The sequence below is a fragment of the Helicobacter sp. CLO-3 genome (genome assembly GCF_001854545.1).
Taxonomy (GTDB): Bacteria; Campylobacterota; Campylobacteria; order Campylobacterales; family Helicobacteraceae; genus Helicobacter_B.
In genome coordinates this window covers 47,890-68,706 of record NZ_MLQN01000007.1, presented here as the reverse complement: position 1 = coordinate 68,706, position 20,817 = coordinate 47,890, and the positions used below count along the sequence as shown (strand labels likewise).

General features: G+C 44.4%; 18 protein-coding genes. 14 read left to right on the top strand and 4 right to left on the bottom strand.

Annotated elements, in window-relative coordinates:
* Window positions 1-60: 60 nt before the first annotated feature.
* Window positions 61-1,818 (bottom strand): hypothetical protein, encoded by a 1,758-nt coding sequence (locus tag BKN38_RS03245; protein ID WP_143000191.1) that lies wholly within the window; start codon window positions 1,816-1,818, stop codon window positions 61-63.
* Between the two features lie 279 nt (window positions 1,819-2,097).
* Here BKN38_RS03245 and typA point away from each other — a divergent pair, with 279 nt between their 5' ends.
* Window positions 2,098-3,906, top strand: a complete 1,809-nt coding sequence (gene typA, locus BKN38_RS03240) for a translational GTPase TypA (RefSeq protein ID WP_066455734.1) — start codon at window positions 2,098-2,100, stop codon at window positions 3,904-3,906.
* A 250-nt stretch (window positions 3,907-4,156) separates the two neighbouring features.
* On the opposite strand, the gene BKN38_RS03235 is transcribed toward typA, so the two are convergent.
* Window positions 4,157-6,328: a hypothetical protein gene (locus tag BKN38_RS03235; protein WP_143000190.1), complete on the bottom strand. Its 2,172-nt coding sequence runs from the start codon at window positions 6,326-6,328 to the stop codon at window positions 4,157-4,159.
* 35 nt (window positions 6,329-6,363) lie between these two features.
* A complete protein-coding gene (locus tag BKN38_RS03230) occupies window positions 6,364-6,792 on the bottom strand; it encodes a hypothetical protein (RefSeq protein WP_070957684.1) in 429 nt (142 codons plus the stop codon).
* Between the two features lie 100 nt (window positions 6,793-6,892).
* Here BKN38_RS03230 and BKN38_RS10985 point away from each other — a divergent pair, with 100 nt between their 5' ends.
* The 8 genes from BKN38_RS10985 to BKN38_RS03200 all read left to right on the top strand — a co-directional run bounded on the left by BKN38_RS10985 (window position 6,893) and on the right by BKN38_RS03200 (window position 14,309).
* Window positions 6,893-7,066 carry a hypothetical protein gene (locus BKN38_RS10985; protein WP_156528202.1) on the top strand — a complete coding sequence of 58 codons (174 nt, stop codon included), beginning with the start codon at window positions 6,893-6,895 and terminating at the stop codon, window positions 7,064-7,066.
* A gap of 3 nt (window positions 7,067-7,069) precedes the next feature.
* Window positions 7,070-7,741, top strand: a complete 672-nt coding sequence (locus tag BKN38_RS03225; RefSeq protein WP_066455730.1) for a hypothetical protein — start codon at window positions 7,070-7,072, stop codon at window positions 7,739-7,741.
* Complete coding sequence (locus tag BKN38_RS03220) at window positions 7,738-9,078, top strand: sigma-54 dependent transcriptional regulator (RefSeq protein ID WP_066455728.1); 1,341 nt, start codon at window positions 7,738-7,740, stop codon at window positions 9,076-9,078. Before BKN38_RS03225 ends, BKN38_RS03220 begins: the two co-directional genes overlap by 4 nt.
* Window positions 9,059-9,202, top strand: coding sequence for a hypothetical protein (locus BKN38_RS10980; RefSeq protein ID WP_156528200.1), 144 nt, complete (start codon window positions 9,059-9,061; stop codon window positions 9,200-9,202). Before BKN38_RS03220 ends, BKN38_RS10980 begins: the two co-directional genes overlap by 20 nt.
* Window positions 9,203-9,271: 69 nt before the next feature.
* Window positions 9,272-11,092, top strand: coding sequence for a threonine--tRNA ligase (thrS, locus tag BKN38_RS03215; protein WP_066455726.1), 1,821 nt, complete (start codon window positions 9,272-9,274; stop codon window positions 11,090-11,092).
* The gene (infC, locus tag BKN38_RS03210) at window positions 11,086-11,598 is read left to right on the top strand and encodes a translation initiation factor IF-3 (protein WP_066455724.1); all 513 of its coding nucleotides are present in this window, start codon (window positions 11,086-11,088) and stop codon (window positions 11,596-11,598) included. The genes thrS and infC overlap by 7 nt, the downstream gene beginning before the upstream one ends.
* A 151-nt stretch (window positions 11,599-11,749) precedes the next feature.
* A complete protein-coding gene (locus BKN38_RS03205; RefSeq protein WP_070957683.1) occupies window positions 11,750-12,499 on the top strand; it encodes a hypothetical protein in 750 nt (249 codons plus the stop codon).
* A 16-nt stretch (window positions 12,500-12,515) separates the two neighbouring features.
* Entirely contained in the window at window positions 12,516-14,309 is a 1,794-nt protein-coding gene (locus tag BKN38_RS03200) for a phosphoethanolamine transferase (protein WP_158655959.1), read from the top strand.
* Between the two features lie 57 nt (window positions 14,310-14,366).
* On the opposite strand, the gene nusA is transcribed toward BKN38_RS03200, so the two are convergent.
* The gene (gene nusA / locus BKN38_RS03195) at window positions 14,367-15,815 is read right to left on the bottom strand and encodes a transcription termination factor NusA (RefSeq protein WP_066455710.1); all 1,449 of its coding nucleotides are present in this window, start codon (window positions 15,813-15,815) and stop codon (window positions 14,367-14,369) included.
* Between the two features lie 176 nt (window positions 15,816-15,991).
* On the opposite strand from nusA, the gene BKN38_RS03190 reads away from it, so the two are divergent.
* The 5 genes from BKN38_RS03190 to BKN38_RS03170 all read left to right on the top strand — a co-directional run bounded on the left by BKN38_RS03190 (window position 15,992) and on the right by BKN38_RS03170 (window position 20,522).
* Window positions 15,992-16,255, top strand: coding sequence for an HP0268 family nuclease (locus tag BKN38_RS03190; RefSeq protein ID WP_066455707.1), 264 nt, complete (start codon window positions 15,992-15,994; stop codon window positions 16,253-16,255).
* 63 nt (window positions 16,256-16,318) lie between these two features.
* Window positions 16,319-17,626 (top strand): tRNA (N6-isopentenyl adenosine(37)-C2)-methylthiotransferase MiaB, encoded by a 1,308-nt coding sequence (gene miaB, locus BKN38_RS03185; RefSeq protein ID WP_082942538.1) that lies wholly within the window; start codon window positions 16,319-16,321, stop codon window positions 17,624-17,626.
* Between the two features lie 428 nt (window positions 17,627-18,054).
* The gene (locus BKN38_RS03180) at window positions 18,055-19,077 is read left to right on the top strand and encodes a hypothetical protein (protein WP_066455704.1); all 1,023 of its coding nucleotides are present in this window, start codon (window positions 18,055-18,057) and stop codon (window positions 19,075-19,077) included.
* Between the two features lie 186 nt (window positions 19,078-19,263).
* Window positions 19,264-19,968, top strand: a complete 705-nt coding sequence (locus BKN38_RS03175) for a hypothetical protein (RefSeq protein ID WP_066455696.1) — start codon at window positions 19,264-19,266, stop codon at window positions 19,966-19,968.
* An 11-nt stretch (window positions 19,969-19,979) separates the two neighbouring features.
* Complete coding sequence (locus tag BKN38_RS03170; protein ID WP_082942537.1) at window positions 19,980-20,522, top strand: PAS domain-containing protein; 543 nt, start codon at window positions 19,980-19,982, stop codon at window positions 20,520-20,522.
* Window positions 20,523-20,817 lie beyond the last annotated feature (295 nt).

Genomic DNA, 20,817 nt, shown 5'->3' with positions numbered 1-20,817 from the left:
TTTTTCACCAAAACCACTTCCGCTAGAATCTATTTTTCGCGAGAATCCATTTGCTAGATTCTACTCGCGCCAGATGATTTTGTGGTGGATTTGCGCGGGAGTGTAGCGCAGGTAGAGGATGCTGTTTTGGTTTAGGCAGATGTTTGTTTGCGCGATTTTGCTGTTTGCTTTGCTTTTGGTTTTGGCGTCGCGCGCGCTATGTGTGGCTGAAGAATCTGTGGCTTGGCAGTTTTCTACATTTATGCGAAATGGCGCGTGGTTGCTCGCTAGAATCTGCAAAGCGCCGCCGCTATTAATGCCGCTATCGATACTATCGCGCAAGTCATTATGGCGGATTTTGGCGATGTAGATTCTGCGCGGCAGCACGCTAGCGATACGCAGATCCGCCGCTGTGGTCGCCATAGAATACACCCCAGAAATGAGCGATGCGATGAGCGATGCGCCCTCATCCACTTGCTTTAGTCCCTGTGTGAGTGCTATCTGGCTGGCGAGCTTCACGCTAGCGCTGATGATGGCGCGCGAGGCGATGGCGCTTAGCTGCTTTTCAAACTCGGTGGCGATGATGTCATCGGTGTTTGCTATCTCTTCAAATGCGCCCGCGCTGCTTTTGCCACCATTTGCGCCTGCCCCGCCAGACGCACCGCCCGCGCCAAAATCTAGCGCAAATCCGCGCTCATAATCCACGCCCGCCTCAAATTGTGGCAGCGCGATGCCAAAATGATATAGCCCGCTAGAGGTAAAAAGCGGGAGCGAGAAGCTCTCCTCGCTTTTGTGTGCTTGCCTGCCGGATTCTAGGATTATCCATGTATATTTGTCCGCGTCAGCACCGCCCGCGCCACTTCGGCCACTCGCACCGCCACCAGAAAAATACAGCATATCAGAGGCAATGATTTTGGAGTTTGTCATGCCATAGGCTTCTTTGAGGTAGTCAAGCCCTTTTGAGTCGCCCTCCAGCAAGAAAAATAGCCCCGAGAGATAGGATACTGCTGGGTTTATGAAGCCATCAAATGCTTGGAATTTAGCAAGGTTGGTGTATTTTTGCGCGATTATGGGGTTTATCTCATCAAATGTTTTGCTGCGCTGGGCGGGGCTAGAGATAGAGGCGAGCTCGCTTTTTTGCAATTGCTCGTTGCTAGATTCTAGCGCTTCGTTGATTTGCTTGGTGTAGTATTCTTTGGCGCGGCGCTGGCGGTCGTTGGCGCGGTTTAGCTCCACGCGCGCGCTCATGTAGTTGCGCTCGCTCATAAAATGCAGTGCCTTATAATAGTTCAAAAACACGCCTTCATAAATGTTGCCCTTGTAGCTCATCGCGTTGTCATTCACGAGCACAGCGCCTGTCTGCGCCAGCCCAGAAGTCAGAATCCCCGCTTTTTCAAACTCATTAAACACATCTTCGCTTTTTTCTAGAATCTTGCCAGTATCCTTCGCATCGATGCTAAAGCCGCTGATACCAGCCTGCATAAGCCAAAGCAGATCATCATCCTGCGCTTTTTTCTGCGCGAAGTGATGCGCTTTTTGCGCAGAATCCATGTAGTAAAGCTGGCTAAAATGCTCGAGGTTTTTGATATCTGTGGCACACGCGCTAAAAATAAAGGCTAGAGCGGTAAAGACTCCGCCAAAAGTCACAAGGCGCAGGGGCTGGAATCTGTCGACTAATCTCCACATTGATTTGCCGAGCGATTGGATTCTGCCAAACAATCTTGCAAACAAAGCGCGGATTCTGGGATATTTGTTTTGCATTTGAATTTGTTTTGGCGTTTGACTTCGCGCTTGATTTTGCATTTCATCTTGTATTTTGCGTGGTAGTTTGTGCTGCATTCGCGCCCCTTTGGATTCTGCATTGATATTTATATATTTTGTCATATTTTGCAAACTTTGCTTGATAACAAAATTTTTATTGTAATCACATCGCCTTAAAATCAAGATAAATTTTTAAGCTTATTTTGACTACAATTCGGGCTTCAAGTCGGCGCTTGTAGCCTCGTGTAGCCTCGATTGTAGCCTTGATGCTGGCTTTAACTAGCCTAGCCAGCCCTTGCGAACCTTTCAATCGCGCAAAATCACTTGAAACACCTTATATAAAGCGAGCAAACACCTATGCAAAATATTCGTAATATCGCTGTGATCGCGCATGTCGATCATGGCAAAACAACCCTAGTAGATGGACTTTTGCGCCAGAGTGGCACATTTAGCGAGCGCGAGCAAATTGATGAGCGCGTAATGGATTCTAATGACTTAGAAAAAGAGCGCGGGATAACGATCCTCTCTAAAAACACCGCGATAAATTACAAGGGCACGAAAATCAACATCATCGACACGCCCGGACACGCGGACTTTGGCGGAGAAGTGGAGCGCGTGCTAAAAATGGTAGATGGCGTGCTTTTGCTAGTCGATGCGCAAGAAGGCGTAATGCCACAGACAAAATTTGTCGTCAAAAAAGCCCTTAGCTTTGGAATCCGCCCAATTGTCGTGGTAAATAAAATCGACAAGCCCGCTGCCACGCCTGATAAAGTAGTCGATGAAGTGTTTGATTTATTTGTAGCGATGGGGGCGAATGACTTCCAGCTAGATTTCCCCGTGGTGTATGCTGCGGCGCGCGATGGCTACGCGATAAAAGAGCTAGATGATGAGAAAAAGGATTTAGAGCCGCTGTTTGAGGCGATTTTGGAGTTTGTCCCGCTTCCTAGTGGCGGGAGTGAAAATCCACTGCAAATGCAGATTTTTACGCTAGATTATGATAACTATGTGGGGAAAATCGGCATCGCGCGCGTGTTTAATGGCGTGGTGAAAAAAGGCGCAAATGTAATGCTAGCAAAGGGCGATGGCGAAAAAGAGACAGGGCGCATTACGAAGCTTATCGGATTTTTGGGGCTTGCGCGCACCGAGATAGAATCTGCTGAAGCTGGCGACATCGTGGCGATTGCGGGGTTTAACGCCATTGATGTGGGGGATTCTGTCGTGGATCCTGCAAACCCTATGCCACTAGATCCAATGCATTTAGAAGAGCCTACGATGAGCGTGTATTTTGCAGTGAATGACAGCCCGCTAGCTGGACTTGAGGGCAAGCATGTGACAGCAAATAAAATCAAAGATAGATTGCTTAAAGAGATGCAAACAAATATCGCTATGCGATGTGAGGAAATGGGCGAAGGGAAATTCCGCGTGTCAGGGCGCGGGGAGCTGCAAATCACGATTCTAGCCGAGAATCTGCGACGCGAAGGCTTTGAGTTTAGTATTTCTCGCCCAGAAGTCATCATCAAAGAAATCGATGGCGTGAAATGCGAGCCATTTGAGCATTTAGTAATCGACACGCCACAGGATTTTAGCGGTAGCATCATCGAGCGGCTAGGCAAGCGCAAGGCGGAGATGAAGGCGATGAATCCAATGAATGATGGCTATACAAGGCTAGAGTTTGAAATCCCAGCGCGCGGGCTGATTGGCTATCGTAGTGAATTTTTGACGGATACTAAGGGCGAAGGGATTATGAATCATAGCTTTTTGGAGTTCCGCCCTTATAGCGGGAGCGTGGAGTCGCGCAAGAATGGTGCGCTCATCTCTATGGAAAATGGCGAGACGACAGGATTTTCGCTTTTTAATATCCAAGAGCGCGGTGTGCTTTTCGTAGGCGCGCAGACAAAGGTGTATGTGGGAATGGTGATAGGCGAGCATAGCCGTGATAATGATTTGGATGTAAATCCTGTCAAAAGCAAGCACTTGACAAATATGCGCGCAAGCGGGAGTGATGAGGCGATAAAGCTCACGCCACCGCGCGATTTGACGCTGGAACGCGCGCTAGAGTGGATAGAAGATGATGAAATCCTAGAAGTCACGCCCCAAAATATCAGAATCCGCAAAAAAATCCTAGAGCCAAATCAGCGCAAGAGGGCTAAGAGCGCACAGAAATAGCGCGTTTGTGTTTTGTTTGCGCTAAGGCTGGGAAAGCCGGCACAAACCAGAAAAATCGGTGCAAAAAGGCAGATGCGGTTTAAGTAGGCATGGGGCTTAAGCTGGGTTGCCTTGCCTTGCTAGCGCAAGGCTTGCCAAGGCGTGCAAATGGTATCAAGCTAAACCCTTTGCATGTTTTTGATACCAATCTAAATTCTCGACACCAAGCTAATTCTTGCCCTCTATAAAACCGCACTTGTTTCTTTGCAAATCATTTGTGCTTCAAATGCGCCACAAATAATACCTCCCAAGTTAGAGGCTGCATTTCCCTAATCTCAAATCCTTCATTTTTGACTTTCTCCAAAAACACAGAAGCATCCGCATCGCTTATAAAATACGCCTCTCCTAGCTCTTTTGCTCTCTGCAGCGCCTCATCCAAATCCATAACCACATGATAAACACGCAAATCATTAAAATATGGGATAATATGCCCTGCCATATAGGAGTTATTTACATTGTAGATTGTTGGTATATGAATGTCATTTTTCTCTTGCAAGACTTTGCCTATATTATAAATGCTAGGTTCTGGATAGCGCAAAAATCCCACTTCCAAAGAATATAAAATACTCGCCACAAAAACTATCGCCGCCACGCCACTAAGCGCACTTATGCCATTTCTCACAAATGGCGCAAATAGCGTAACCATCGCCAAAATCACAATAGGCAGCGAAGCCACAACAAAGCGCAACGCTTTCCAAGGCGCTAGATACATGATACCTAGCCCAAATATTAATGCTACTGCGCCCATTAACCAAACAAATTTCATTTCTTTGGAAAATTGTGCGAAAAATAGTTTGTTTAACGGAGCGAGCGTGTTGGCATTTTTTATAGAATACTTTGGCATGCTGATTTGTGAATGCACTTTTGGATACATGCGCGCAGCAACCACAAACCAAAGCAAAATCAAAAGCACAAAAATCACACCTATATGCAGTATATGTGTCTGCCAAATCTCAACATAAGCATCCAGAGACTGCTGGAGATTTTGGATTGCGCTATAAAAATCAAACTTGGAGGCTGCGCTCTTTGCATGTCCGCCACCAAACCCCCTATAAAATCCCGGAAACACCGCAAAGCAAAGCGCAACGGATGACAAAATAATTGTGCGAAGTTTTTTGGCATTTGCGCAAGACTGCCTAAACAGCCAAACCAAACAAATAAGCGAAAGCCCCACAAATATCACCATAAAATACCCACACAGCAGCAATGCCGAAGTGCATAAAATAAAGCCAGCGATAAACGCCTTTGAATGCCTAGAATCTAGAAAAAACCTAGCCAAACAATAGCAAAACGCCAGCACCAAGCACTCTTGCAGGGCGTATTCTCGGATATACATCGTGTTTGATATGCCAGCGCCATTCAAAAATGCAGCGGCTAGAAACAATGGCGCTAGAAGATTTGTCCCAAAAACGCGTCTTGCAAGCAAAATCCCAAATGCAAAAGCAAGACAAAACACCAAAAGATTAAAGCTAATGCCACGCGCAGCAATCCAATTTATATCTCCCGTCAGCATCCCCACATTCCACAACCGAAACAAAGAATAATAAAAATTGGTATGCGAGCTTGCATCGCCATTAGCATCTTTATAAAGCGATTTTATATCTTGAAATGCTGCGGCTATGTTTTTGTCATGCCAAAGCTCTTTTGTTTTTAGCTCTTTACCAAAATAGATTCCTTCTTTACACTCTCCGCCCCATAGGCAGCCTTTTGAACTGGAACTAATCGCTACCGTCCATACCTCATCGATATGAAAAACTTCTTTTTGATTCATATATACTAGTCGCAAGCCAAAAGCTAGCACAAATACCGCAGCTATCAGAATCCAAATAGTCTTTTTGCTGATAGCTATTTTACCAAAAGTGGCGATTTGATGAAATTTACCAGAATCCGAGCCAAATCGCAAAAACACCGCAAGCATGCCAGAAATGACAATATTGCAAATACTTGCTATTTTGCGATAAAAGGCAGAATCCAACACATTATAAAACAGCGCGAAAATCACCGCAGCAAGCAGCACATAGCCTTTCAAAATATCTAGCAATAGCTGGCTGCTGACATCGGTGGTGTAGGCCAACTCGCCCAAGCTTTTGCCTAGCAGCTCATCTGATAGCGGGGCTTTGGCGATGATGATTATGCGGTTTTTGGCGCGCGGGACTTTGAGCAGTGCTAGGCTTGTCTTTTCGCGCTCGCTTAGCGTGGTGAAAATATCGCGCGTCATCTCATCGGCTGGGGAGATGGTGAAAAGTGGCGCATTGATGCGAAAAACATTGCTGGGGAATTTTAGCTTGATTTGATATGCGTAAAATGGGCGATTGGAAAAATCAGATTCTGCGCTGGGTTTTGCGCTAGATTTTGTGTCGGGTTCTTGGCTTGCAGATCCCAAAAATGCAGAATCCAAAACCACAAACGACTTAGAATCTAGCTTGCTAGAATCTGATAGGGGGGGGGCGATAAATGTAAGAGTTTGGCTGTGCTGGCGGTGGTTTTGTCGCTCGCATTATCTTTGGATTCTAGGTTGTTTGCTTTGCTGGTGCTAGATTCTGCTTGCTTGGCCTTTATTGTTTGATTTGTTTGGCTTTCCTGATTTGCCAGCGCTTGCTCTTGTATCTTTTGCAATAGGCCTGTGCGCACGACATCGCTAGTCGCATCGCCCACCAAAATCATCTGCGCGCTTCTCTCTTTGCTATCATTTGCAATGACTAGCGCGCTTATGAAAAGCAGCGCGCAAATCACGCTAACTACGCCAAAAGCCCACCAAAAGAGGTGATTTTGTTTGGCGTGAATGCTAGTGCCTTTATCGTTTGCGTTGGCATTAGAATCTAAATTTTTTGTATCCCGATTTTCCATTGAATAAATCTCCTAAAAATACTTAAAAATATCGCGGAATTGTAGCCAAAAAGGCGAGCGAAGGCAATAAATTAACTTTTGACACAAAACAAAATGCGTAATGTTTGGCAAAAATGCAGATTCTGCTATAATGATGCGTGTGGAACTTTTGACAAAACTTTTAAGGCAAAATATGCAAGTCACGCAAACAGAATCTAAATGCGCGCTATATCAGGTAGCGTCGCAAACAAAATGCAAAATAAAACGCAAACTAAACGCAAAATATGGAATCTAAACAATGCAAAATCTTGCTAGAAATATAATAATGTTTGGCGCGAGCGCACTAGTGCTTCTCCTCGCACAAATGCAAGCCACAACATCGCCACAAAGCGCACAAAAAACACAAACAACACATTTTGCGCAAAGCCCTTCTGCCATACACGCGACGCCCACCCCAAACATCCCAAATGCCCCTAAGCGCGCGCCACAAACCATGCCAAAGTCCCTAGAATCCGAGCTAGAATCCGCCCCATTAGATACCAACCCCACCCCGCTAGAGCCGCTCACGCCAGAGAGTGCGCCAAAAGATGCGCCCATCAAGCTAGAGTTTCTCATCTCTTACAAAGCTGAAGTGGAAAATGGCACGATAACTGGCGAAAAATACGACATTTCAGAGCCCCTCATCATCAAATCTCCGGGGCTAGCACTTGATTATACTTGCTCGATAAATACGCCTATAAACGACCTCATCACCGATGATGAAGCCTATGTGATAAAATATATTTTGGCAAATTATCAAGAAGAAGTGCTTGCTTGTCTAGAAAAAGGCGGCGTGCGCGTGCGATATGATGCGCTCACCCAAGAGCTAGCCACGCAGGATAAGGCGCTTTTGCGCCTTGCGCCAAGGCGGATTCTGGCATATTTTGACAATCGCGCATTAATCCTAGAAGTGCTAAAGGAGAAAAAGTGAAAATCGCTATCGTAGAAGATGATATAAATATGAGAAAAAGTCTCGAGCTTTTTTTCAGCCAAGAAGAAGGGCTAGAAGTGGTAACCTTCCGCAGTCCCAAAGACGCGCTAGCTAGCCTAGATCAGAGCTTTGAGCTAGTCATCACTGATCTAAATATGCCGCATATGAATGGGCTTGACTTCCTAAAACAGCTAAATGGCAAATACGAAATGATAGTCATCACGGGCAACGCCACGCTAAATGCCGCGATAGATTCTATACGCTTAGGCGTAAAAGACTTTTTCCAAAAGCCCTTTGAGCCTGCACTCTTGCTAGAGGCGATACACCGCAGCAAAAGAGTCAAAGAGTTTCAAAAATCACATGCGAAATTTACGAGCAAAGAAGTATCCGCGATAAACAAAAAATCCCCATTTATCGGCTCCTCACCCATACTAGAATCCATAAAATCGCGCGCGACAAAAGTCGCTGTGACAGATTCTAGCGTGCTTTTGCTGGGTGAAAGTGGCGTGGGGAAAGAGGTTTTTGCTAGGTTTATCCATGAGAGCTCGCCGCGTAGCAAAAAGCCATTTATGGCGATAAATATGGCAGCGATCCCAGAGCATTTGCTAGAATCTGAACTTTTTGGCTATGAGAAAGGCGCATTTACCGATGCCACCGCGCCAAAACCGGGGCTTTTTGAAGTGGCAGATGGCGGGACGCTTTTTCTTGATGAGATAGCCGAGATGCCTTTGATGCTGCAAGCAAAGCTGCTGCGCGCCCTGCAAGAGCGCGAGATCACAAGGCTTGGCGGGAGCAAAAGCATCAAGTTTGATGTGCGTATCATCTCTGCTACCAATGCGAATCTAAGTGAAAAAATCGCGGCAAAATCTTTCCGAGAAGATCTTTTTTACCGCTTGCAAACCATCCCTATCAACATCCCGCCTCTGCGCGAGCGCACCGATGAGATTCTGCCTATCGCACAATATAAGCTAGATCTCGTGCTAGCGCAATATGCGCTGCCTAAGCGCTCATTTGCAAGAGAGGCGCAAGAGGCGCTGCTAAACTATGAGTGGTATGGGAATATCAGGGAGCTTCTGGCAGTCATCGAGCGCGCCGCGATACTAAGTGAGGGCGAGGAGATAAGCACGAAGGATTTGTTCCTAGAATCTAGGAGCAGCAAAAATGAGGGCGCAAAGGGCGCAAAAGGTGCTAGCAAAATCGAATCGCTTGAGAAACAGCTATTAGCAGAAGTGCTAAGCGATTGTGGCGGCGATGTGGCGAAAGCGTGCAAGATTTTAGGCATGAGTCAAGATATTTTTGAGCACAAGCTGGCTAAATATGGCATCACTTTTAGCTAAAAATAATAGTTTATATGATAGTATCGCGGTTTTTTGGTGGCTTCAAAAAGGCGTAGAATCTAGATTCTGCGGGCGCGCGCCAAATACTAGAATCCACCAAATACTAGAATCCACCAAATACTAGAATCTAGGTGCGCCAGATTCTAGCGCCACATATCACAATACCAAGCAAAATAGGGAAAAACAAAGCAAAATGTCAGAACTCATCGGCTTCAAAAAAGGCGATCAAATCTTTGATCTTCAAACCATCGGCGAGGACGCCAAAGCTCGCGAAACACTACAAGAAATACACTTCTCCAACGACGCGCCAGCATTAGAAATCATCCGCCACTCTTGCGCGCATTTGATGGCACAAGCGATAAAGCAGCTCTATCCAGACGCGAAATTTTTCGTAGGACCCGTGGTGGATGAGGGCTTTTATTATGATTTCAAAACGAGTGCGAAAATCAGCGAAGAAGATTTGCCAAAGATAGAAAAAACCATGAAAGAGATAGCCAAAAAAGGCTATAAAATCACCAAATGCACGATGACGCGCGCGGAGGCAGAATCTAGATTTGCCAATGATGAGCTAAAGCAAGCGGTGATGAGTAAAATCCCCGGTGATAGCTTTAGTATATACACACAAGGCGAGTTTGAAGATCTCTGCCGCGGTCCGCATCTGCCACACACGAAGCTTTTGCATAGCTTTAAGCTTACCAAGCTTGCTGGGGCGTATCTAGGTGGCGATGAGCGCGCGGAGATGCTGACTAGAATCTATGGCATCGCTTTTGCCGACAAAGAAAGCTTGCAAGCATATCTCACGCAAATCGAAGAAGCCAAAAAGCGCGATCACCGCAAACTTGGGCAGGAAATGGGGCTTTTTACTTTTGATGAGCAAATAGGTGCGGGGCTTCCGATATGGCTGCCAGCGGGTGCGCGCCTACGCAGACGCATCGAGGAGATTCTCACGCGAGCGCTTATTTTGCGAGAGTATGAGCCTGTGCGCGCGCCAGAGATTTTGAAAAGTGAAGTGTGGAAAAAAAGCGGGCATTATGATAACTACCGCGAAAATATGTATTTCACGACTATTGATGATGTGGAATATGGCATAAAGCCTATGAATTGCGTGGGGCATATCAAAGTGTATCAAAGCGCAAAACGCAGCTATCGCGAGCTGCCACTGCGCTTTTATGAGTATGGCGTGGTGCATAGGCATGAGAAAAGCGGTGTGCTGCATGGGCTTTTGCGCGTGAGGGAATTCACCCAAGATGACGCGCATATTTTCTGCCTGCCAAGCCAGATAGAATCTGAAGTGAATAACATCATCGATTTTACGCGGCGGATTATGGAGACGTTTGGCTTCAGCTATGAGATGGAGCTCTCCACGCGCCCGGAAAAATCTATCGGCGATGATGCAGTGTGGGAGAGCGCGACAGCGGCGCTAAAGCGCGCACTAGAATCTAACGCGATAAAATATGAGATAGATGAGGGTGGTGGCGCGTTTTATGGACCTAAAATCGACATAAAAATCACCGATGCCATAGGGCGCAAATGGCAGTGTGGCACGATACAAGTAGATATGAATCTGCCCGAGCGATTTGCGCTAGAATACACCGATGAAAGCAATGAAGCCAAACGCCCCGTGATGCTGCACCGCGCGATACTAGGAAGCTTTGAGCGCTTTGTGGCGATATTGTGCGAGCATTTTGGCGGGGAGTTTCCGCTAGGCATCGCACCCACACAAGTGGTGCTAATCCCCATAGGCGAGGAGCAAAGCGCGTATGCAAGGGGGCTGCAGCTAAAGCTTCGTGATATCGGCGCGTATGCTGAAATAAGCGAGAAAAACGAGACGCTTGGCAAGCGCGTGCGAAGTGCTGAAAAACAGCGCGTCCCGCTCATCGTCGTCATAGGCGAGAAAGAAGTAGAATCTAAAATCCTAGCGATAAGAGATCGCCGCGACAAATCGCAATATCAGCTTAGTGAAGGAGAGTTTATGCAGATGATAGAATCCAAAATGAGAGAGGTTAAATTTTGAGCAAAGAAGTTTTGCTAAACGAGGAAATCAGATTCCCAGAAGTAAGATGCGTCGATGATAGCGGCGAGGTGTATGGCATCATCTCCGCCAAAGAAGCCCAAAGCATAGCGCGCGAGCGCGGGCTAGACCTAGTGTGCATAAGCCCTAGCGCGAAGCCGCCGGTATGCAAGGTAATGGACTATGGCAAATACCGCTACCAGCTAGAAAAGAAGCAAAAAGAAGCAAAAAAGAAGCAAAAACAAATCGAAATCAAAGAGATAAAACTCTCCACGCAAATCGCGCAAAATGACATAAACTACAAAGTAAAACATGCGCGCGAGTTTATCGAGGATGGCAAGCATGTGCGATTTAAAGTCGTGCTAAAAGGGCGCGAGAGCAATGACCCGCAGCTTGGCGTGGTGGTGCTAAAGCGCATAGGCGCGATGATGGAAGACATAGCGCAAGCTGATGGCGAACCAAAAGCAGAAGGACGCTTTGTCGTGTGGATGTTTGTGCCGAGGAAGTAAAGATAGGGTGACTTATTCTCGGCGTTTTTTATTTTTTTAATCTTTGGCGTTTAAGCCTTGGCTTATTTTGGTGTTTTGGCACACCAAATTTAAGTACGCTGTGCAAAGTACATATTTTGAATACGAAATAATTTTAAAAAAGGGGCGTTAAATGAATTCTACCTACTTAAATAAAATCTGGAAATTTTTAACGCGCCCGGCGGAATTGCCTATTTTTAGCGCAAAGTTTTTCTTTATTGTATGTTCAAGCACATGCTGTTATTATTTTTACATGTATAGCGACTTAACAGGAACATTAAATATATCTATACAATTCACAAAAATATTTGTTCTAAACTTTTCGCTTTTATATATTCTGTGGTATTTTGCAGGTTTTTTTGGTAAAAAATTTTTTTGCATAATCAGCAATCTTTGTTTTATTCTTGCGCTAATTTTCGGATGCGTAGAGATATTTACACTCTATCATTTTCACACGCTTTTTAATCAAGTTTTTGCGGGTGTGGTTTTAGGGACAAATTTGAATGAAAGCAAAGAGTTTTTATCATTCTATTTCGATATAAAAATTTTTACATATATAGCCATTCTTATTGCTATTGGCATCATATGCCTGCTTAGAAGTACCAAACTGCAATTGCCACACATATTTTATGCAATATGCGCATTGTTTAGCATAGGTTGGACAACTCTTGTTTGCATTAGAGCAGATAGCAATCCGTGGTCTATTATGCAATATCGTATGCAGATACCAAGAATTTTAAGTGCCTTCCTTGATGGCACATTGTACCAAGTTCAAATTCTTAAAGATTTTAAAAATCTAAACAAAAATATCAGTGTGCTAGCTATTAATAAAACCGAAAATATTGGGGGGGGGGGGGCAAAAATATGCATACGTACAAAATAATTCAAAGACCATTCCATTGGTAATTCTAATCATTGGAGAATCTACCCAGCGCAATTATCTCAATCTTTACGGCTATCCACTTCCCACCACACCAAAACTTAAAGCCTTACGCGACTCCCAAAATCTTTTTATATTTAATGATGTTATTTCACCTGCCGTACACACCGATGAATCTTTGCGTCAGGTATTGACTTTTGGCAACTATGAAAACGAACAAACTCCATGGCATCAGCAAATGAACATTGTCGATACCATGAAAATTGCTGGCTATAAGACATTTTGGCTTAGCAATCAAGAGCCTGTCTCAATTTATGGAAACTCCCCGCAGGCAATCGCTAAGCGCGCAGATCATCTCGCTTACACAACTTTAGCGGATTCTTATGCTGCGGGCGTACTCAAAGATGAAAAGATTTTAGAGCTTTTAGAATCTCGGGATATTGTCAAAGCAATGGGCAAAAATAATTTTTTTGTTTTTCATCTTATGGGGACACATTTTGACTATAATGGGCGCTATACGAGCAAATTTGCACAGTTTAGTGCTGAATCTTTAAAGCAGTCTCAGCTGAATTATCTCGCGCCATTTTGGGAGCAAACACCTACAAATACCCAAAACCCAACAAACGCCTTAATCCCTGCAAATGTGAATCCTACGCCGCTTACAAATTCTCAAAGCACTATAAAATCGCAGTATTTAAACGCTGTGCTTTATAATGATTTTGTGGTGAGCGAGATTATCAAGCGTTTTGCGGACAAAGAAACAATCATTTTTTATTTAAGCGATCATGGTGAAGAGATATACGATTTTAGAAATTCTGTAGGGCATAGCTTTAACATGGTTAGCCGCTATATGGTGGAAGTACCTTTTATGATCTATGTAAGTGATAGCTTGAAAAAATCATACCCACAGTTGGTGGGGCGCATCACACAAGCGCAGAATCTACCTTTTATGAGCGATGATTTTTTGCATGCTTTTTTCGATTTGCTTGAGATTCAAGTGGCGGATTTGCAACCACAAAGAAGTCTATTTAATAAAAAGTTTGACAAATCCCGAGCGCGCATCGTGCACGGTAGGGATTATGAAAGGGACTTAAAATCAAGTTTTGAAGCCCCGGATAAGATTTGGCTTCATCATGTGGATGACCTAGAAAAACTTAATAAGTTTTTGCACAAATATCGCAATTTTGAAATCGATGCACATTTTTTGGAAAATGATTCTGGTGTAGGATATTTTGATGTAGGACATGATGGCAAGGAGTATTCTATCAATCTCAACTTAGCGCAAATGCTACAAACTATCATCGCGCGCGATAAGCATGATATGCAAAACAAAGAGAATCTAATTTTTGCAAAAGTTTGGCTTGATTTTAAGAATCTTTCAGATTCTAATGAAACAGAGGCACTAAAAGAGCTTCAAAGGCTTTGCGATGAACTAAGATTTCCATATTCTAATATCATTGTAGAAAGTGGAAATTTTAAAAATCTCGCATCTTTCCGCAAGGCAGGCTTTAAGACAAGCTATTATGTGCCTTATTATGACAAGCAAAGTTTGGATTCTAAAAAAGAGGAGATAGAGGCTCAATTGCAAAATATCATCAAAAGCCAAAGTGTGGATTATCTAAGTTTTCCTTACTATTTGTATGAATTTATCAAATCCTTAGATCTCAAAGTCTGCAAAGGTCGGATTTGCGAAGATATGCCTCTGCTTACTTGGAATGAATATGCGAGTTATAAAGTAAATATGCTAGAAAAAGCCTATCTTGACCCACAAGTGCGTGCAATCCTCGCAGGTGAGGAAGGCGGATATAGATAATTGTCTTATTTTTCGCAAGATTTAACAATATTGCAAATGTTAAGGCAATTTTTATCGCTACTCTTTAAACAGCAACTCTAGGGCGTCGATGCCGACTTTTGGGGTTGATTCTGTGCTGGTGGAGTTAGAGGCGTCAGCCTTGGAAGCACTAGAATCATTTTTAGCTCCGCTAGAAGTCGCGTTCAAATCATCGGCACTCGCACTTTTCGCGCTTGCTACACTAGAATTTGACTTGCCAGAATCTAACTCGCTAGAATTTGACTCACTAGAATCTAGCCCACTAGAATCCAAGCTTGCGGATTCTAAGCTTGCAGATTCTAAACCGCCCGCCTTTGCTACATCAGCGCCCAAGCCAGCGCCACCAACACCAAAGCCAGCGCCACTAGCACCGCTAATGCCAAGCCCAGCACCACCAATCACCCCAGAATCCACCCCTTTAGATTCCGCACTTGATTCTTTGACTATCTCTGCTAACTCTATGTCAAATCCTGTCAGCATGCACGCTAGGCGGATATTTACGCCGCTTCTACCGATAGCCTTGCTTTTTTGATCGCTCATGATGCTTACTTGCGCCTTTTTCTCTTCATCGGTGTTTGATAGGATTTTTACCGCGGTGATTTGCGCGGGCGAGAGAGCTTTTGCGATAAAAACTTCTGGTATTTCAGAATACTCTATGCAGTCGATATTCTCGCCATTTAGCTCGCGGCTCACAGCATTTATCCGCACGCCTTTGGTGCCCACACTCGAGCCTATGGGATCGATCCTTGGGTTTGTGGAGTAGAGCGCGACTTTGGCGCGATCGCCGGGGATTCTAGCGCTTTTTTGTATGATGACTTCGCCATCTTTTATTTCTGGGACTTCTTGTTCTAGCAGCGCTTCTAGCATCCTTGGCGTGGTGCGCGAGAGCTCGACATAGATGCCATCTTTTTGGAATCTGACATGTTTTAGTATGCAGTTTATCGTGTCATTTACTTTAAACTTCTCGCCTTTTATGCGGTTTTTGAGCGGCAATATCGCGCGTATGTCTTGCATCTCGACATAGGTGTTTTCGCGCTCATCGATAGCGACCACTTGCCCGCTCACAAGCTTGCCTGTCATGGCTTTTAGCGTGGTGAAAAGCTGGTTTTCTATAGTGCGCTGTATGTGAAACTCAAGGTCAGAAAACAGCATATTTACCGCATTTCGACTCATATTTTCTAGGCTTATTTCATAGTGTATCTCATCATTTACCGCCACATCATCGGAGGTTTTTTGCGCTTCTGATAGTGTGATGAAGTTTTGCGGCTCGCTTTTGGCGCGCTCATCATCATCCGCGCACACCACGACTAGGTGGATTAGCCTAAAGGTGCGGTTTTTGGCGTCTTCTTCGACGATGTAGTTTAGATTCTCGCCAAACTGCTTTTTGGCGATTTTTATGATAGTGTCTTTGACGACTTGAGATACGATGCTAGGCTCCAAACCGTTTTCGCAAGCGATAAGCTCAATAATATCCAATATTTTTTCCATACTCTGCCCTTTTGTTTAAAGTTTAAATTTACGCCTAAATTTGCCCTTTAAGCTTCCTTATTCCGAAATCGTAATCTAGGGGATTCATCTAGGAGAATTTCTTGAAGTGTGGAATTATAGCAAAATTTTAAGCCAATTCTAGCTACAATGCGCGCAAAATTATTTTGGAGATTCTCATGGAACTAAAGCTTGCACCTATGGATCTAGGACAAACCGCGCAAAAACAAACCATAAAAGTAGAAAGCCTACTAGAAAAGCCAGATACCAAATCCAAAGCGCCCTCATCCATACAAATCGTGTATTTCGACAAGACAAACAGCAACAAAGACTTGCAAAAAGCAAAAGCCCTGCTAGAATCTAAAGGCAAAGTCGTGTATATGAATGAAGTGCGCTATGGGCTTGATGCCAAAGATTTCATCTATGAGTTTCGCATTATCTAGATTCTGGGCTGATAGAGATTTGCAAGACATCAATTTGCAGAACATCAATCTGTAAGACGCCAAATGAAACTATTTATACAAACCCTTGGCTGCGCGATGAATGAGCGCGACAGCGAGCATATGATATCTGAGCTAGAGCACAAAGAGGGCTATGAGCTAACCGACAAAGCAAATGAAGCAGACCTCATCCTTATAAACACCTGCTCGGTGCGCGAGAAGCCAGAGCGCAGGCTGTTTTCAGAGATAGGGCAATACGCGCAAATCAAAAAGCCCGGAGCAAAAATCGGAATCTGTGGCTGCACCGCAAGCCACATGGGCGCGGAGATTTTGCGTAAATCTTCGAGCGTGGATTTTGTGCTAGGCGCGCGCAATATCTCCAAAATCACGCAAATCATCCACAAGCCAAAAGCTGTAGAAGTCGATATCGACTATGATGACAGCCTCTATGCCTTCGAAGGCGTGCGCGCAAGTGGCGTCAAAGCACTGCTAAACATCTCCATAGGCTGTGATAAATCCTGCGCGTATTGCATCGTGCCACACACGCGCGGCAAAGAGATCTCAATCCCCTCTGATATGATAATCACCGAAGCCAAAAAGCTAGCCAAAAATGGCATAAAAGAGATTCTCCTGCTAGGGCAAAATGTCAATAACTATGGCGTGCGATTCTCCAGCGAGCATGCGCCTATCAACTTCGCAGGGCTTCTAGCCGAGCTAGAAAAGGTGGAGGGCATAGAGCGCATACGCTTCACTTCACCGCATCCTTTGCATATGGATGATGAGTTTATCGCAGAATTTGCGCGCAACAAAAAGGTATGCAAAAGCATCCATATGCCTCTGCAAAGCGGCAGCAGCAAGATCCTCAAAAAAATGCGGCGAGGATACAGCAAAGAGTGGTTTTTGGATAGAGCGCAAAAGCTTAGAGCGCTCATACCAGAGCTTAGCATAAGCACTGATATCATCGTGGGATTCCCGGGCGAGGAGGAGGAGGACTTCGCGCATACGCTAGATGTGCTAGAGGCGGTGCGATTTGATACGCTATATAGCTTCATCTACTCGCCGCGCCCGCATACGCTTGCGTATTCTTGGGGTGATGAGGCGCGCGTGCCTAGCGAGGTGGCATCTGCTAGGCTAGCCAAACTGCAATCCCGCCACCGAGAAATACTCAAAGAAAAGGCAAAAGAAGAGATCGGCAAAGAATATGTGGTGCTGGTGGAAAATGTCTTTGATGATGGGGAAAAGTGCTTCAGCGAGGGGCGCAGCGATAATAATAAACTCATCCACCTAGAAAATGAGAATCTAAAAGTCGGCGCATTTGTCCGCGCCAAAGTCACACATAATGAAGGCGGCAGCCTCTATGGCGAGCTGGTGTGAGATGAATTTGCTTAGATTTTGCTGGCGTGAAAAAATAGATTCTGATTAAAATGGATTTTAGCGAAATAGATTCTGACTAAAATGATTTTTGGCTAGATAGATTCTGGACTGGCGCGGAGAAATAGCGAAAAATAATAGTGAAAATGGATTCTAGGTAGAATCTGTCCTGCAAAGCAAAACGCGCAAAAATCTAAAGTGAAATCTAAAGCAAATCCGAAGTAGAATCTAAAGTGGCATTCAAAGCAGAATCCGAAATGGAATCCAAAGCAGAATCTAAATTTTTGCTTTTTAAGATTGCATTTTTATGTCTTTTGATTAGATTTTGGATATATTTAGATTCTGACTTTTGAAATCCAAAAATCTAGCGCAAAGCATGACAAAATAGATACAATAGGCGCAACAAAGTCGCACAAACTCTAAGGAGATATATGCAAAACACAGCAGCAAATCCCGCGCAGAATCCGCAGAATCAACAAAAACCGCAGAATTTGCGCCAGCCACAGAATCCGCAAAACCAAAAGAATCTAAGCCAGCGCCAAGCGCAGAATCCGCGTCACCCAAAAAATTCGCAGAGCTCGAGCCAGCCACAAAACCCGCACCACTCGCAATCCACAAGCCAAAATAATATTATATACCATGCAGAATCTGTAGATTCCACAGATTCCAGAGTTTCTATAAAATCTAGAGTGCCCATAAATTCTATGGCGACTATGGATTCTATGGGCGCGCTAGACATCATCGACACCACCAACCCAGCCTTTGCCAAAGCAGTGAAGCTCATGAGATGGGGCGCTGCTATTATGCCTATTTGTGCGGCGGGGATTTTTGTGTCTATGGCTATCTCGCAAGCGCTGCTTTTTGCGGTGTTTGCGTGGTATTTGGTGGGCGTGTTTTGCTATATGTTTGGCTCTTATCTTTTCTCCAAGCTTTGCGCCTCTAGGCTATTTTGGCTAAATATCATCCGCTTTTGCGCTATCATCGCATTTAGCGCGTTTGTGGGCGCTTTTGGCACGATGGGCAATATTTTTGGCGCGTTTCTCATCATGGTGGCGTGTGGCGCTTTTGGCGTGTTTTTTGCCATCATCGAGCGCAGAGTGGCTATCGAGCTTACGCGAAAAACTGGCATTAGATACTTCCGCCTAGCGTTTAGATTCCGCGTTTTTGCGTATGTGGCGCTGGTGATGATATGCGCTTTTTTGGCACTTGGCATCGCTATTGGCTTAGATTTGCAAGCGGTTTTGACGATGATGAATACCGCTGATGGATTGAGCCTTTTCGTGCAGGACAATCCGGCGGTGTTTGTTTTGTATTGCATCGTGGCTATTGGTATCAATGTATCGATTTTTGCTTCATTATTTTTGTATATAATGGCTTATTTTAGGATAGTATATGCGTATAAATCTAGCGCGGAGCAAAAGGCTTGCAAAGGCGCTTGCGGCTGCGCGCATTAGCCGATTTGCGTGGCTTTGTGGCAAAACTTTTGTGGATTTTTGTGGATTTTGGAGGATTTTTCTTCTTAAGGCAAAATATTCTTGGCAAAATATCCCTTAGATAAAATATTCCGGGCAAAATATTCTCCAAATTTCTGTATAATCTATAGCGCACAGATTCTTAAACCCTTTTGGAGACTTTGACTCATGATAAGACTTAAAAAAACATTTTTTGCAAAAACCTTTGGCAAGCCCCTTTTGGTGCTTTTTTGTGGCGTTTGTATTGCGTGCGCTTTTGGCGTGAGTGATGAGAGGGGACAATCAAAAAGCCCAGAATTTAAACGCGATATTTTCACCTATATGACTTTTGAGCCAAATACCACTAAGCCAATGCGTTGTCCTCCGGATACAATATGTTGCAATCCCGGACCAGTTCATATACCTTCAGATGAAGAGCTTACTATCGAGGTGCTAGATCCTCAAAGTGAAAAGCTTAGCTTTAGCCTTATAATAGATGAGAAAAATATTGTTGCTACAAATAAGCCAACGATACTACTTTTTGTCGCCAAAGATTGCAAAAACTGCCTCAATCAAGCCCCGCGCATCATCAATCTCGCGCAAAAATACGCTCCTAAAATAAATCTTTTTATCCTTGCTGCGGATGACCACCACTACTACGATTATTCCTTTGAAGCCATCAATCTGCGCAACACAAAAGAGCCGTTCGGTGTGTATTATAGTTTTAGTAGCACAAGGCGCTTGGATAAGTTTTTACAAAAAGATATTTCTGAAGGCTATATCGCGCTTTTTGATGCCAATGGGGAGAAAATCATCGATTATGTGGGGCTAACACCAAAAGAGACAATTGAGCTTCGCATCCGCGATATGCTAGATTCTAGCTCATCTAAATAGAAAGGTGTCAAATGTCTAATCCAGCACATGAAAAACTGCAAAAAGATCCGCGATTTGGGCTTGTGGTGACGCCACAAACACTCATCACTTCCAAAACCGATCTAAAAGGCGTGCTCACTTATTGCAATCGCGATTTTTTGGCGTATAGCGGGTATCAAGAGGATGAGATTCTAGGCAAACCTCACAACATCATACGCCACAAAGATATGCCAAGATGCGTGTTTAAGAAGCTTTGGGAGTATATAGAGGATGGCAAAGAGATTTTTGCGTTTGTCAAAAACCTCTCCAAAAGCAAAAATTTCTACTGGGTTTTTACCAATATCACGCCTTCTTTTGATGAAAATGGCAAAATCATCGGCTATTATTCTGTGCGCCGCACGCCAAATCTCGCGGCAATCCCAGCTATCGAGAATCTATATAGCAAGCTTTGTGAGATAGAGCATACACATGGTGGAGGTATGGAGCAGAGCACAAAAGCGCTCGATGACTTTGTCGCGGATTCTGGCAAATCCTATAACCAGCTGGTTTTCGAGCTGCAAGAATCCGCGAAGTGATAAGGGCGCGAGGTTTATCCAAAAAGGTGCAAATCTTATCCAAAAAGGGCGCTATCCAAAAAGGCGCTAAAAGCGTCTTGTCTAATAAAAGTGCTTTAATCCAATAAAACGCTTTATCCAATGAAAGCGTGAGGCTAAAGAGCAAAATCTTTAAGCAAGCAGGGCATTTCAAGGATGTGTAGTTTTGGTTAGTTTTGCGCTCTGTTTTGTCTAATTTTGTAGCTTTGGCTAGTTTTGCGTTTTTGCTAGCTTTGTCTAGCTTTGCGCTCGGTGCGCTTTTGTTGTGAGTTTATGC

Bases quoted from the DNA above. Each gene is read 5' to 3' on its own strand.
- BKN38_RS03205 (WP_070957683.1), top strand. From the start codon at position 11,750: ATGAATTCTACCTACTTAAATAAAATCTGGAAATTTTTAACGCGCCCG.
- BKN38_RS03190 (WP_066455707.1), top strand. From the start codon at position 15,992: ATGGAACTAAAGCTTGCACCTATGGATCTAGGACAAACCGCGCAAAAA.
- BKN38_RS03230 (WP_070957684.1), bottom strand. From the start codon at position 6,792: ATGGAAAATCGGGATACAAAAAATTTAGATTCTAATGCCAACGCAAAC.
- BKN38_RS03225 (WP_066455730.1), top strand. From the start codon at position 7,070: ATGCAAAATCTTGCTAGAAATATAATAATGTTTGGCGCGAGCGCACTA.
- BKN38_RS10980 (WP_156528200.1), top strand. From the start codon at position 9,059: ATGGCATCACTTTTAGCTAAAAATAATAGTTTATATGATAGTATCGCG.
- BKN38_RS03170 (WP_082942537.1), top strand. From the start codon at position 19,980: ATGTCTAATCCAGCACATGAAAAACTGCAAAAAGATCCGCGATTTGGG.
- nusA (WP_066455710.1), bottom strand. From the start codon at position 15,815: ATGGAAAAAATATTGGATATTATTGAGCTTATCGCTTGCGAAAACGGT.
- BKN38_RS03175 (WP_066455696.1), top strand. From the start codon at position 19,264: ATGATAAGACTTAAAAAAACATTTTTTGCAAAAACCTTTGGCAAGCCC.
- BKN38_RS03245 (WP_143000191.1), bottom strand. From the start codon at position 1,818: ATGCAGCACAAACTACCACGCAAAATACAAGATGAAATGCAAAATCAA.
- BKN38_RS10985 (WP_156528202.1), top strand. From the start codon at position 6,893: ATGTTTGGCAAAAATGCAGATTCTGCTATAATGATGCGTGTGGAACTT.
- typA (WP_066455734.1), top strand. From the start codon at position 2,098: ATGCAAAATATTCGTAATATCGCTGTGATCGCGCATGTCGATCATGGC.
- miaB (WP_082942538.1), top strand. From the start codon at position 16,319: ATGAAACTATTTATACAAACCCTTGGCTGCGCGATGAATGAGCGCGAC.
- BKN38_RS03180 (WP_066455704.1), top strand. From the start codon at position 18,055: ATGCAAAACACAGCAGCAAATCCCGCGCAGAATCCGCAGAATCAACAA.
- thrS (WP_066455726.1), top strand. From the start codon at position 9,272: ATGTCAGAACTCATCGGCTTCAAAAAAGGCGATCAAATCTTTGATCTT.